The 13,660-nt window shown below is 70.4% G+C and carries 11 protein-coding genes; 7 read left to right on the top strand and 4 right to left on the bottom strand.

Translation table 11 applies throughout. From position 1 onward, the window contains the following. Nucleotides 1-92: 92 nt before the first annotated feature. Nucleotides 93-779 carry a SanA/YdcF family protein gene (locus PV682_RS21845; RefSeq protein ID WP_319732332.1) on the top strand — a complete coding sequence of 229 codons (687 nt, stop codon included), beginning with the start codon at nt 93-95 and terminating at the stop codon, nt 777-779. On the opposite strand, the gene PV682_RS21850 is transcribed toward PV682_RS21845, so the two are convergent. The 3 genes from PV682_RS21850 to PV682_RS21860 are packed head-to-tail and all read right to left on the bottom strand — an operon-like array spanning nt 766 to nt 4,327. Next, nucleotides 766-1,533 carry an enoyl-CoA hydratase-related protein gene (locus PV682_RS21850; RefSeq protein ID WP_319732334.1) on the bottom strand — a complete coding sequence of 256 codons (768 nt, stop codon included), beginning with the start codon at nt 1,531-1,533 and terminating at the stop codon, nt 766-768. The genes PV682_RS21845 and PV682_RS21850 overlap by 14 nt on opposite strands. Before the next feature lie 14 nt (nt 1,534-1,547). Continuing rightward, nucleotides 1,548-2,795 (bottom strand): ferredoxin reductase domain-containing protein, encoded by a 1,248-nt coding sequence (locus tag PV682_RS21855; RefSeq protein ID WP_319732336.1) that lies wholly within the window; start codon nt 2,793-2,795, stop codon nt 1,548-1,550. After that, complete coding sequence (locus tag PV682_RS21860; protein ID WP_319732338.1) at nt 2,792-4,327, bottom strand: amino acid adenylation domain-containing protein; 1,536 nt, start codon at nt 4,325-4,327, stop codon at nt 2,792-2,794. Before PV682_RS21860 ends, PV682_RS21855 begins: the two co-directional genes overlap by 4 nt. Nucleotides 4,328-4,823: 496 nt before the next feature. On the opposite strand from PV682_RS21860, the gene PV682_RS21865 reads away from it, so the two are divergent. From PV682_RS21865 to PV682_RS21885, 5 genes are all read left to right on the top strand, one after another. Continuing rightward, nucleotides 4,824-6,308 (top strand): MFS transporter, encoded by a 1,485-nt coding sequence (locus tag PV682_RS21865; RefSeq protein WP_319732340.1) that lies wholly within the window; start codon nt 4,824-4,826, stop codon nt 6,306-6,308. A 242-nt stretch (nt 6,309-6,550) separates the two neighbouring features. After that, nucleotides 6,551-7,672: a hemopexin repeat-containing protein gene (locus tag PV682_RS21870; RefSeq protein ID WP_319732342.1), complete on the top strand. Its 1,122-nt coding sequence runs from the start codon at nt 6,551-6,553 to the stop codon at nt 7,670-7,672. A 21-nt stretch (nt 7,673-7,693) separates the two neighbouring features. Continuing rightward, entirely contained in the window at nt 7,694-9,160 is a 1,467-nt protein-coding gene (locus PV682_RS21875) for a hypothetical protein (RefSeq protein ID WP_319732344.1), read from the top strand. Continuing rightward, complete coding sequence (locus PV682_RS21880; RefSeq protein WP_319732346.1) at nt 9,160-10,719, top strand: hypothetical protein; 1,560 nt, start codon at nt 9,160-9,162, stop codon at nt 10,717-10,719. The genes PV682_RS21875 and PV682_RS21880 overlap by 1 nt, the downstream gene beginning before the upstream one ends. Beyond that, nucleotides 10,716-11,243 (top strand): hypothetical protein, encoded by a 528-nt coding sequence (locus PV682_RS21885; protein WP_319732348.1) that lies wholly within the window; start codon nt 10,716-10,718, stop codon nt 11,241-11,243. Before PV682_RS21880 ends, PV682_RS21885 begins: the two co-directional genes overlap by 4 nt. An 86-nt stretch (nt 11,244-11,329) precedes the next feature. On the opposite strand, the gene PV682_RS21890 is transcribed toward PV682_RS21885, so the two are convergent. Then, nucleotides 11,330-12,976: a M4 family metallopeptidase gene (locus tag PV682_RS21890; protein WP_319732350.1), complete on the bottom strand. Its 1,647-nt coding sequence runs from the start codon at nt 12,974-12,976 to the stop codon at nt 11,330-11,332. 71 nt (nt 12,977-13,047) lie between these two features. Here PV682_RS21890 and PV682_RS21895 point away from each other — a divergent pair, with 71 nt between their 5' ends. Continuing rightward, nucleotides 13,048-13,590 (top strand): gamma-glutamylcyclotransferase family protein, encoded by a 543-nt coding sequence (locus PV682_RS21895; RefSeq protein WP_319732352.1) that lies wholly within the window; start codon nt 13,048-13,050, stop codon nt 13,588-13,590. Nucleotides 13,591-13,660 lie beyond the last annotated feature (70 nt).

Consider the following 13,660-nt stretch of genomic DNA (forward strand, 5'->3'; position numbering starts at 1 on the left):
GGGCGTGTGAGTGAACCTGATCAGCGCCGGGTGCGTCTTGCCTGGTGAACGTCGTCGGGGGTGGGCCGGGGAGGGTCCGGGGAGGGGTGTCCATGCGGAGGCTGTCGCTGCGCAGGCCGCGTCTGCCGCGTACGCGTGCCGGTCAGCGGCGGCTCGTGCAGGCCGTGATGGCGGTGTGCGTGCTGGCGCTGCTGCCGTCGACGTGGCTGTTCGTGTCGACGTCCGGCCGGTACGGGACGACGGCGGACGCGCCGCGTACGGACGTCGCCGTCGTCTTCGGCGCGGGCCTGTGGAACGGCGAGCCGTCCCCGTACCTGCGCGGCAGGCTGAACGCGGCGGCGGACCTCTACCGCGCGGGCCGCGTCAAGGTCGTCCTGGTGACCGGCGACAACAGCCGCGAGGACTACGACGAGCCGGACGCGATGCGCGCGTACCTGACGCGCCACGGCGTCCCGGACGGTCACGTGGTGAGCGACTACGCGGGCTTCGACACGTGGGACTCGTGCGTGCGCGCCAAGAAGATCTTCGGCGTCCACCGCGCGGTGCTGATCAGCCAGGGCTTCCACATACGCCGCGCCGTCGCGCTCTGTGAGGCCGCGGGGATCGACTCGTACGGCGTCGGCGTGGCCGAGAAGCACGACGCGACGTGGCTGTACGGGGGCGCCCGCGAGGTGTTCGCGGCGGGCAAGGCGGCGCTGGACGCGGTGTTCACGCCGGACCCCCGGTTCCTGGGGCCGAGGGAACCGGGGGTGGGGCAGGCGCTCGCTAGCGCCCGCTGAACCGTGGCGGGCGTTTCTCCAGGAACGCCGTCATGCCCTCCCGCTGGTCGCCGGTCGCGAACAGGCCGTGGAACGCGCGGCGTTCGTAGCGGATGCCGTCCCTGAGGCCGGTCTCCAGCGCCCGGTCGACGCAGTCGCGGGCCGCCCGGACGGCGAGACGGCCGTACGAGGCGATCGTCGCCGCCGCCTCCAGCGCCTCCGCAACCGTCCGGTCGTCGGGGACCACCCGGGACACGAGCCCGGCGCTCTCCGCCTCGCGGGCGTCCATCGTGCGGCCGGTGAGGACCAGGTCCATCGCCTTGGCGCGGCCGACGAGGCGGGTGAGGCGCTGGGTGCCGCCGATGCCGGGGATCACGCCGAGCTTGACCTCGGGCTGCCCGAACCGCGCGGACTCCCCCGCGATCACGAGGTCGCACATCATCGCGAGTTCGCAACCCCCGCCGTAGGCGACGCCGTTGACGGCGGCGATCTTCGGGACGCGGAGGCCGGCGAACTCCTCCCACGCCCCGAAGTAGTCCTCCGCCACCATGTCGGCGGCGCTCTTCCCGGCCATCTCCCTGATGTCGGCGCCGGCCGCGAACGCCCGCTCGGAGCCGGTGAGGACGACGCAGCCGACCGTGTCGTCGGACTCCAACGGCCGTACGGTGTCGAGGAGTTCGGCGAGCAGCTCGGAGCTGAGCGCGTTGAGGACGTGCGGCCGGTGCAGGCGGACGAGCACGACACCCTCGTACCGCTCGGTTTTGAGATGACGCATCGTCACCATCCTTTCTACGAGTCCCAGATCGCGCCGTAGGCGGGTATTCCGCGCTGTTCGAGGCCGTGGACGACCTGCCAGGTGAGCTTCTTGTTGGAGATGCAGATGACCGCCTCGGCGCCGAAGTCGCGGTAGGCGGCGTACGCGAGGCCGACCATGTCGGGTTTGCCGTGGCGGGAGGTGTCCCAGACGACCGCGTCGGGCTGGACGGCGAGGATCTCGTCGACGAGCGCGTCGCCGTAGGTGACGCGGGGGTCGCGGGTGGCCCAGACGAGGCGGGAGGGGACCTCGGCGGCGAGGAGGTGGGGCAGGCAGGGGCCGATGCCGCTGCCGGTGGCGACGTAGACCACCTTGCTGAAGAGGACTTCGATGTTGGCGACCCCGGCGGTGGTGATTCCCTTGACCCACACCTTCGTCGGGAGGTCGTCGATGAACTTCCCGGTCCAGTCCCCGGCCCGCGAGATGGTCAGCCGGAAGCCCGGGCTGCCCGGCGAGGGGACGTTCGCGAAGGAGTGCCACTCCGTGAGCGGGCTGCGGCTGACGGCCGTGGAGGACCCGGCGAAGGGGGTCTCGCCGTAGTCGAAGCGGGCCAACACCACGTGCGGGGACGGCCGTTCGACCCGTACGTCGACCTTGCGCAGCCGCAGCCAGGGCAGCGCGACGCTGAACGTGACGAGCGCGAGCACCGCCGGTTCGAGGGGCCCGGTCGCCGTCAGGACGGTGTGCGCCCAGAAGAGGGCGAGGGCGCTCCAGCCGCCGAAGCGGTGGATCTTCTCGAAGTGGTCGTGGTGCCGGGACCGGAAGGGCGGCAGCGCGGTCGCGACGATGACCAGCAGCAGTACGAGCAGCGCCCAACTCACGGCCATGACGGCCCTGTTAGTGGTCGTGAGGGTGAGCGCGGCGAACCACGCCGTCCCCGCGAGCGCGCCTCCGACGTGCAGTCCGCCGAAGTGGTAGACCTTGCCCAGCGTCCAGCGGACCCGCAGCGGCCAACTGACCGGGGCTGAAGTCGCCGCCCGGAAGAGGAAGTTGATGACGTACTGCTGGCGGATGAGGATCGCCGGCGCGAGGTTCGCGAGGACCGCGTGGGCCATGCCCTGTTCGGTGACCGGCCAACTCGCGTACAGGCACGCCCCGTTCACCAGGAACACCGTTGCCGCGAGCCGGTTGTAGTGCATCAGCCGGGGGTGCTTGAGGAGGCGGCGCGGCAGGGAGGTCAGGGCCGGCAGCGGGGTGCCGGTGCGGCTCAGCTCCGTCGTCATCGGGCCACCGCCGGGCGGTCCGGGGCGAGTTGGAGGAGCGCCGGTTTGTCGATCTTGCCCCGGTCGGTCTCCGGTAGTGATGTCAGGGGCATGACACTATCGGGTACGCAGTAGTACGGCAGCGCGTCGGCGACCGCGCGGCGGGCCGTGTCGGGGTCGACGTCCGCCGGGCAGACGAAGGAGACGAGCGTGCGGTCGTCGCGCTTGAGGGTGACCGCGCGCACGACGCCCGGCACCTGCTCCAACACCGAGGAGACGGAGTCGAGTTCGACGCGGAAGCCGCGTACCTTCACCTGGTCGTCGGTGCGGCCGAGGTGTTCGAGGCGGCCGTCCGGGGTCCAGCGGCCGAGGTCGCGGGTGCGGAACATGCGCCGGCCGCCGCCGAGGAACGGGTCCGGGGCGTAACGCTCTTTGTTCAGGCGGTCGCCCGGGTCATCGGTGAGGTAGCCCGCCGAGACGCAGTCGCCACCGGCCCACATCTCGCCGACCTCGCCGATCGGGAGCGCGCGGCGGTCGGCGTCCAGGACGTACACCGTGTTGTTGGGGGTGGGGCGGCCGATCGTGAGGAGGGGGTTCCTCGGGTCGTGCCGGGACATGGTGTTGACGATCGTCGTCTCGGTCGGGCCGCAGCAGTTGAAGAACGCGGCCCGGCGCGCCCACGCGTCGGCGAGGGGGCGCGGGCAGGGTTCTCCGGCGACCGCGACCGCGCGCACCCGGGGGCAGGCGGCCGGGTCGATGCCGGACAGGACCGTCGGGGTGGCGATCAGGACGGTCGCCGTGCCGGCGGTGGCCGCGATGTCGCGGTCGCGGATGACGAGGGTGGCGCCGTGCGCGAGGCAGCCGAGGATCTCCCAGGCCGCCATGTCGAAGGCGATGTTGAGGAGTTGGGCGACGCGGTCGCCGGGGCCGATGCCGAGCGAACCCGGTTCGGTGAGCAGGAGGTTGGCGACGTTGCGGTGGGTGACCTTCACGCCGTTGGGGCGGCCGGTGGTGCCGGAGGTGAACAGGACGTAGCAGCCGTCGTCCGGCAGCGGGGTGGGGAGCCGGAGCCTCGCGGGCGGCAACGGCTCGTCCAGGTCGATGAGTTGATGCCCCTGGTCCGGCGGGAGCGGGACGCGGTGCGCGTGTTCGGCGAGGGTGAGGATCACGCGGGTGCGTGCGGTGCCGATGACGTGGGCGAGTTGGGCGGGCGGTGCGAGGCCGATGTCCTGGGGAACGTAGGCGGCGCCCGCCTTGAGGATGCCCAGCAGGCCGACGAGCATCGGCAGGGAGCGGCGCACGAAGAGGCCGACGTGGTCGCCGGGGCGGACGCCCTCCGCGTGCAGGCGTGCGGCCAACGCCTCGGCGTGCGCGTCGAGTTGGGCGTAGGTGAGGGTGCGGCCCCGGTGTTCGGCGGCGATCGCGTGCGGGGTGGTGGCCGCGTGCCGGGCCACGGCCCGGTGGATCAGCGGGTCCGGCACGAAGGCGGCGGGGCCGGTGCCGTGGAGCAGGAAGAGCCGCTGGTCATGTGGGGTGAGATGGCGCAGAGGCATGGTCGGGGGACCTCCTGGCTGCTTCGAGTGTCGGTGACATGGCCGCCAAGTGCTGCGGCCTGCCCGGGAGTTCGAACGCCGTGCGGGTGTTGGTGCGGAGGCCGTGCGGGATGGTGCGGATGCGCTGCGCGGCGATCGGGCGTGGCCGCGCGGGGCGGGCGCCCGTCGGCGGGACCGTGCGGGGACACCCGTGTCGGTCGACTGTAGCGGGGGTTCTTCAACGCTCAAGCGTCTGGGACCGGCCAAGTAGCGGTGAGGAATGAGTCACTTGTGGCCGATGCCGGCGCATCAGCAACTCGGGTGGGGGGCGGCGGCGACTGGAGTGGGGGGCTGCGCGCCGGGATCTCCGGGGGCGCGGAGGGGCCGGGCCGGAAGGGTCGCCGGGGTGCGATCACCCCTCCTTGCGCACACTGTTCCGCGTGGCGTACGGTGTGCGCAACGGCAGCGAGAACACCGTACGCATCAGGCGCACGATGTTCGCAAGGGAGGGAATCCGATGGACGGACACGGCAGGAGCGGGCGGCGCTGGTGGATTCTGGTCGTGCTCTGTCTGAGCACGGTCGTGCTGACGATCGACAGCATGGCGCTCACCGTGGCGGTCCCGTCGATGACCTCGGACATCGGCGCGAGCGCGCAGGACACGCAGTGGATCCTCGACTCCTACATCCTCGTCTTCGCGGGCCTGCTCCTGACCTCCGGCAGCCTCGGCGACCGGTTCGGGCGGCGCCGGGTGATGCTGATCGGCCTGGTCCTCTTCGGGACGGCCTCGCTCGCGGCGGCGTTCTGCTCAACTCCCGCCGAGGTCATCGCCGTTCGGGTCGCGATGGGCGTCGGCGGGGCGCTGATCATGCCGTCGACGCTGTCGATCCTGATCACCGTCTTCGACGAGGAGGAACGGCCGAAGGCGATGGCCGCGTGGGGTTCGGTGTCGATGCTGGGCCTGGTCGGCAGCCCGGTGCTCGGCGGCGTCCTCATCGACCACTTCTCCTGGCACTCGATCTTCTTCCTCAACGTCCCTGTCGTGGCACTGGCGTTGGTCGCCGGAGTGACCTTGATGCCGGAGTCCAGGGCGCCTTGGCAGAAGGCGGACCCGATCGGCGCCGTGCTGTCGGCGGTCGGGATGACCGCGCTGGTGTGGTGGATCATCGAGATCCCCAAGCACGGTGCGTTCGAGGGCCGTTCGGCGCTCACCCTGGTGGTCGCGGTGCTGGCGCTCGCCGGGTTCGTCGTCTGGGAGAACGTCACCGCGTCGCCGATGGTGCCGCTGGTCCTCTTCAAGCACCGTAATTTCAGCGGAGGTTCGCTCTCGCTGGCGCTCGTCCAGATCGGCAACGGCGGTCTGCTGCTGGTACTGACCCAGTACCTCCAGTTCGTGCTCGGCTACTCGCCGGTCGAGGCGGGGCTCGCGTTCCTGCCGCTGGCCGTCGCCGCGCTGGCCGGCAACGGGGTGGGCGTGAAGCTCTCGGCCCGCTTCGGGAACCGGTTCGTGATCTTCGCCGGGATGCTGGTCATGGTCGCGTGCTTCGCCCTGATGACGACGGTCCGCTCGGACAGCGGCTTCACAACTCCCGCCGTCTCCCTCGGACTTCTCGGCCTCGGCGCCGGGCTCGCGATGCCGGCCGCCGTCGCCGCGCTGATGGGCACCATCCCGGCCGACAAGGCGGGCGTCGGCTCCGCACTCAACGACACGATCCAGCAGGCGGGTACGGCGCTGGGCATCGCGATCCTGGGCTCGCTGCTGACCAGCGGGTACACGGCGCGGATGCCGGAGGACGCGCCCGAGGCGGCCCGGCAGTCGATCGCGGGGGCCACTGAGCCGGGGGTGCTGGGCGCCGCGCGGTCGGCGTTCACCGAGTCGATGGGGACGACGTTCACCGTGAGTGCGGTGGGGGTGCTGGTGGCTGCGGTGGTGGCGGTGCTGGTGATGCGGGACGGAAAGCGTGCCGAAATGCCGGTGGAGGAGGCGGAGTTGGCGGCCTGATCGCTCGCGCTCACGGAACGGCCGGTGCCCTCTCGGGGGTGCCGGCCTTCCTCGCGTATTCACCCTCGCGTATTCACCCGAACGAGGACGCCCCCGGGGACAGAAGGTGACGGCCGGCGGGACAGACATCCAGGGACCAGGGCCTCAGAGGGACGGGACAAGAACGGGACAAGCACCCCAAGCGCTCAGCACACCGATCCCGTTAGAAATGAGTACATAACCCACCGACGAAAGGCCGTGACATGGGCGGCGTACCCGAGGCGTACTTCCTCACCGGCTCGACGGTGCGGACCTTCACCATCGACACGGACTCCGCCGACCCCGACTTCGACCAGCAACTCTCCGACACCTGGGCGGGGTTGCCGCCCGGCTGGGAGGAGGGGATCGACGGGGCCGTGGACCTCGGGCAGGGGTATCTGTACGTGTTCCGGGGCACCGAGTACGTCCGTGTCCCGTACGAGACGCGCGAGGTCGAGGCCGACTACCCGCTGCCGATCAGCGGGAACTGGGCGGGGCTCGCGTTCGAGACGATCGACGCCGTCATGAACTGGGGCGACGGCAAGCTCTACTTCTTCTGCGGTGCGCAGTACGCCCGTTACGACCTGCCGGGCGACCGGCAGGACCCCGGCTACCCCAAGGCGATCGCCGACGGCTGGTCCGGCGTCGACCCCTCCTGGGTCGGCACCGGTCTCGACGGCGCGCTCAACCCCGGCAACGGGCATGCCTACTTCTTCAAGGGCACGCAGTACGTGAGCGTCGACTGGGCGACCAAACGGCAGGACGGCGTCCCGCAGACCGTGTCGGAGCAGTGGGCGGGCCTGGTCGGGCCGTACGACGCGGTCTGGTCGGCGGCGGCGTCCGCGCCCTCGAAGGTGGGCGACTTCGTTGCCCGGTACGGGAGTTACGCGGACGCGAGCGAGACGGCGACCGGTGTTCCCGCGCTGGTGACGCTGGGGCAGGCGGCGCTGGAGTCCGGGTGGGGCGAGAAGGCGCCGGGCAACAACTTCTTCGGCGTGAAGGCGAAGGCGTCCGATCCACCCGAGACGCGCCAACTCGTCCGCACACATGAGGTGTTGAGCCGTCCCGACGTGCCGTTCCCGGAGGTCGTCTCGGTGACGCCCCGGGCCGACGGCAAGTACGACTACGACGTGCGCGACTGGTTCCGGGTGTACGCGAGCCCCGAGGAGTCGTTCTCGGCGCACGGCAACTTCCTTCGCGCCAACAGCCGTTACTCGCCCGCGTTCGACCACACCGACGATCCGTACGCGTTCGCGCGGGCCATCGCCTCGGCGGGGTACGCGACGGCACCGAACTACTACGACGTGCTGGCGAGCACGATGCGCTCGATCGCGGCGCACCGGTAACCCGGAAAGGGCGGACACGCCATGGCGTACAAACTGGCCGACCTCGGAAACCTCTTCCGCAACCAGCTCTTCGCGATCCTGACCGGCGGCGACGGGACCGTGCCGCCGGCGAAGGACTCGTTCATCACCTGGTGTATGCCCGGACTGCCGTACGAGCCCGCCGACTTCAGGTTCGCGGCGGAGGGCATCGCGTCGGGGAGCACCGTGGCGGAACAGCGGCTGCTGCTCCAACAGGCGTACAACTTCGCCTCGTTGATCGACTACATCCCGGATGTGACGTCCGCGTACTCGACCGACCGGCAGGAGGGGGTGTGGCGCAACGCGAGTGGGGCGCGGCTGAGCGAGATCTACGGGCAGATCCTCAAGTTCTCGCTGGTGATCGACGATCAGCTCACGCCGGAACAGCAGAAGCGGCTGGAGCGGATGCGCGGGCTGCTGCGGGTGACCAAGACGGTGAAGGACATCATCACCGAGGAGGAGAAGCAGGTCACCGAGGACAGTCCGATGCAGAAGGCGTACAAGGCCGGCATGCAGGCGTACGCGCAGGCTGTGACGGTGTACAACGCGAAGCGGACGGCCGCGCAGACCGCGACCGGCGAGGCGGGCATGCAGGCGGTCGCCGACTGGTCCAGCAACGCGGAGCTGTACCGGATGCAGGTCGCCGCCGCGATGGACGACTGGACGACGAGCGGCTACAAGAACGAGGTCGAGCAGATCCACGCGTACGTCGACCAGACGACCGAGAAGTCGATGCTGCTGTGGAAGCGGAACCTGGAGAACTTCTACGACCTGGGCACGCTCACCGGCGCGTCCGGTCCCGGCCAGCGGTTCTACTACACGACCGTCGTCCCCGGTGACTTCGCGACGGCGGGCGGCTGGACCGAGTACAACGTCTACCACAGCCAGGTCGACTCGCATCAGCACACCGAGAACACGTCCTGGTCGGCGGGCGGGGGCTTCGGGTTCGGGTTCTGGAGCGCGAACGCCGGTGTGAAGTCCAACTCGACGACGTACGACTCCAATTACGCGGTGGACGACTTCGCGATGTCGTTCAAGCTCGCGCAGGTGCAGATCGTACGGCCGTGGTTCTACCCGGAGTTCCTGGAGAACCGGGGGTGGGACCTGCGCAAGGGGCACGGCTGGAACTACGACCAGATGCCGTCCGACGGGGGCACCCCGCCGCAGGGCCGGTTCATCGGCTACCCGCTCCAGGCGATCTTCGTGAAGGACGTCGCCATCCGCTCGGCCTCGTTCGCCTCCGCCCTGCGTATGCACGACAGTTCGTTCTCGGCGAGCGCCAGCGTCGGCTTCGGGCCGTTCAGCGCGCGGGGCAGCTACAGCCACCAGGAGTCGGACCGGCGCTACCACTACGAGAACGACGGCACCACGATCACCATCCCCGGCATGCAGATCATCGGCTTCGTCAACCACCTGCTGGGCAAGACACCGAACCTGCTCGACGGCATCGACCCGAACTCGCTGGTCTGATGGACGAGTTGGGCGTGTGGGCCGCGTCCCCCGTGGACGCGGCGTCCCTCTTCGGCCTCGGCGCCCATTTCTGGCGCCAGTTGACCGACGCCGACCACCTGGTCTCCCTCCCGGTGACCCCGCTCGTCTACAAGGACGCCGAGTTCCGCCTCGAAGGCGGCCTCGACGCCCGGCGGGCCGCCGTCCTCGCGGAGTTCTCCGAACTCGCCAACCGCATCCCGACCCACCCGGTTTGGACCCCTCCGGTCACTCCTCACCTGTGGGACGTGTACGGCGAGGTCCTCGCCGCCGACCTGGCGCGCAGCTCCCTCACCCCCGAGGAACGCACCCGGTACGACGCCGCGATCGACTACCTCTACGACCCCGACCCCGCCACCGGCGACCCCACGCCCTCCGCCGCGCTGCGCGCCTACCGTGCCACCCGGCAGAACTGGACGGACGCCGACCGCGAGTACCGCCGTGCCGAGGACACGGCCCGGATGTCCACCGACCCTGCCGCGCACGACCGTTGGGCCCGCATCGAGGAGCCCGATCTGCGGCAGAAGCGGGACGACGCGCTGGACGCGTGGCAGACGGCGGGCCGCAAGGCCGAGGTCGAGGACGCGCTGCGCGAGTCCTCCGAGCTGGCCGCCAAGTCCCCGTCCGCCACATGGAAACGCCACCGCGACGCCTTCAACCCCAACGCGCCCGGCCAGTTCTCCACCGCCCCCAACGGCCTGCTCTACGCGCCCACTTACTACTCCCCCGCCGCCGCCCTCGACACCCCCTGGACCGAGGTCCGGCTCACCCGCGAACTCTTCCTCACCCTCGCCGACCAGGCGCCGGCCGCCTTCTCCGCCGCGCTCGGGCACCGCGCCACCGACAACTCCGTCTCCCAACTCGCCTTCGAGTACCGGGTGGTGTCCGTCGTACGGCCCTGGCTGGATCCGCCGATGGACCTGTTCGGGTCCCGTGCGTGGCGATTCTCGTCCGGGGTACGGGAGTTGAGCGACGGCGGGGATGTGCCCAAGGGCCGCTGCCCTTCGTACGTGGAGTCCATCGCGCTCGCCCGCAACGTCCATCTGACCCGGGAGGCGCACACCTACTCCCCCGGCGCCGCGTCCGAGAACACCTGGCCGCCGATGACCACCTTCGACTTCGACACGTGGCGGTTGGAGGTCGGCATGGACGAGGCGTCCATCCGCTGGGAGTGGACCGGGGACGGCACCGGGGCACGCCTCGCGCCCGGCGCCGATACGGGGCTCGTCCTCCTCGGTGCCGTCGACTACGACGGCCTCGACGGCCGCGCCCTCGACCGCCTGCGCTACCGCGATGCCCCCATTCCCGGGACCGACCTCGTCCCCGGCGCCGTCTTCGCCGTGCGCACGCGCCGCAAGAAGCTCGTGAAGATCCAGGTGCTGTCCTACGGCTCCCAACTCGCCATCCGTGACCAGGAGTACGAGTTGACCGCGTCCTCCGCCGTCGCCTCCGACACCGCGCCGGACGATGTGTTCATCGCCGCGTTCGTCTGTCGGCGGCTTCCCAAGTCGCCTGATCCTGATGGGGCGTTGCAGTGGTGAGCGACTGGTTGCTGCTGGGGCTCGACACCGTCTACGCCGTGCGGCTGGGAACGGGCGGGGAGCAGACGGTGGTCCGGGTGCAGCCGACGTCGGAGCTGTATCGGACGGCTCGGGAACTGTACGGGGGCGCCGCTGAGTTGACGTTCCGGACGGGGGAGGCCGCGCCGTACACCGGGGAGTTGTTCTTCGGGCGGATGGATGTGGACGCGGAGTCGCTGGGCCATATGACGGTCGAGCTGCGAAAGGTTCTGTACCGGGAGCGCCTCGCCCGTCGTGAGGGCCTCCGTTATCTCCTCTTCGGCGACGACCAGTTGTTCCTGTGGCACCTGCCGGGCTCCTTCGAGCAGGGGCTTCGGGTGCGGTTCTCGGGGTGGGAGAGTCCGGCGCTGGGGGTGGACGAGGTGGTCGCGGTGGAGGTCGAGGGGCGGGGATCCGAGGTGGGGGGGAGGCTGTTGCCCGGGGAGCAAGTAGCGGCGATGGGGGCGGAGTTGATGGTGGTGGCGGAGGTGTACCTGAGAGAGTGATCGTCAGCCTCGTCCGGCAGTTCGGCGTCCATGCCGCTTTGGTACCCCACCGGACGAGACCTCCGACAACCGACCGCCAGCTCCCCCTAGTTGACGTTCACCGCGCTCCAGGCCGCCGCCACCGCGTTGTACTCGGCGCTGCCGGTGCCGTACAGGTCGCGCGCGGCGTTCAACGTCGCCGTCCGCGCGCCCGCGTAGTTCGTGGACGACGTCATGTAGACCGTGAGTGCCCGGTACCAGATCGCGCCCAGCTTGGCGCGGCCGATGCCGGTGAGGGTGGAGTTGTTGTACGTGGGCGAGTTGTAGGTGACCCCGTTGATGGTCTTCGTGCCGCTGCCCTCCGCGAGGAGGTACGCGAAGTGGTTCGCGACGCCGGAGGAGTAGTGGACGTCGAGGTTGCCGACCGAACTGCTCCAGTAGTCGGCGGAGTTGGCGTCACGGCTGGGCCGGTCCATGTAGCGCAGGGCGTCGCGGCCGAAGCCGGAGCGGACGATCTTCTCGCCGATCAAGTAGTCGCCGGCGTCGGAGGAGTTGGCGGCGTGGAATTCGACGAGGGTGCCGAAGATGTCGGACGTCGCCTCGTTGAGGCCGCCGGACTCGCCGGAGTATGTGAGGTTCGCGGTCTTGGAGGTCACGCCGTGGGACATCTCGTGGCCCGCGACGTCGAGGGAGACGAGGGGGCCGAGTTGCGTGCCGTCGCCGTCGCCGTAGGTCATGCAGAAGCAGCTGTCGTCCCAGAAGGCGTTGTTGTAGCCGTTGCCGTAGTGGACGCGGTTGTAGGAGCCCTTGCCGTCGTTGCCGATGCCGTTGCGGCCGTGGACGTTCTTGTAGTAGTCCCAGGTGACGTCGGTGCCGTACTGGGCGTCGACGGCGGCGGTCGCGCGGGACGCCGTAGTACCCGTACCCCAGTGGTTGTCGGCGTCGGTGAAGAGGGTCGCGGGCGCGCGGACGATGCAGATGCCGAAGATGCAGAGGTCGGTCTTGTTCTCGGCGTCGCCGGTGTACGTGTTGCCCCGGGTCGGGTCCTTGAGCTGGTATGCCGTACCGGAGAGGGTCGTCTCCAGCGGGACCGTACCCCCGTAGAGGGACTGCCCGTCACCGCTGACGGTCTCGATCAGGTCCCAGGCGTCGATCTGGGCCCCGGTGCGCGCGTCGGTGACGACGGTGCGGGCGACCGGGTTGCCCTGCCGGTCCAGCCCCACCGCGTCGGTCTTCCAGGCGAGCTTCGGCGCCCCGTGCAGGGCGTCGACGACGAGCTGCGGCTTGGCCTTGGCCTGCCGGACCCCGGCGCCGAGGTGCGCGGCGCGCAGCGCGTTCACCGCCTTGTCGGCGGCCTCGGGCGCGGGCACGGCCGGGGTGATGGTGGCCAGCGCGATGGTGCTCCGGGTCGCGCGGTCGGCGGCGCGGTAGGCGCCGTCGGGCGCGAGGTGGACCACGAAGTCGCCGCCCAGCACCGGAAGTTGCCGGTACGTCCGGTCGTAACGGACGTGCTGCGTACCGTCCTTGTCGACGACCACGTCCCGCACGCTCGTGCCCTGCGCGGAGTTGATGCCGAGACTCGCGGCCCGGTCGGCGACAGCGCTCGCCGCGTTGTCGATCGCCTGGGCGCGGGTGGGTCTGTCGGCGGCGTCGGCCACGGGGCTGAGCACCGCGGCCATCAGGGTCGCCGTGGTGGCGGCTATGCCGGCCGCGGCGAGACGGGAACCTCGGACGTGCTGCCGTAAGGGGCTCATCGGTCTCCTCGGGGGCGCGTAGCGGGGATGGCGCTGACGTCGACTGCGATTTATAGGCGCCGCAACTTGTCATGTCCATAGCGCGCTCACAGCGACGGCCGGGAGACAATCCCTCCGTGACCCCCGCGCCCCTCCCCTTCTTCGTCTACGGCACCCTGCGCCCCGGCGAGACCAACCACGCCCTGTTCCTGTCCGGCCGCACCCTCACCGAGGAGCCCGCGCGTCTGACCGGCGCGGTGCTGTACGACGGCCCGGGGTACCCGTACGCCGTGGAGGCACCCGGCGGACCGATACACGGCGACCTCGTCACCGTCACCCCCGAGTACTACCCGGGTACCCTCCGCGAGCTGGACGCCCTGGAGGAATACCGGGCGGACGACCCGGACAGCCCCTACCTGAGAGTTACCCGGGACGTGGTACGAGCCCGTAGCTCCGAAGTCGTACGCGCCTGGGTGTACGTCGCCGGCCCTCGTATCTCCACCCGCCTCCGCGCCACCGGCACCCTCATCGGGACCGGTGACTGGCTCACCCGGCACCGACCTGACGGCGCGTCGGTCACCCGTTCACCCCTCCCCGGCAAGGATTTCCCCGCCCCCTCCTCACACCCTCACTGACCTGCCCAAACGCCAGCGGCACCCCCTCCTCCCCGCCACCCGTTCATCCCATTCCTGACGCCCCCTCAGG

The sequence above is a fragment of the Streptomyces niveiscabiei genome (genome assembly GCF_033794345.1).
Classification (GTDB): domain Bacteria; phylum Actinomycetota; class Actinomycetes; order Streptomycetales; family Streptomycetaceae; genus Streptomyces; species Streptomyces niveiscabiei.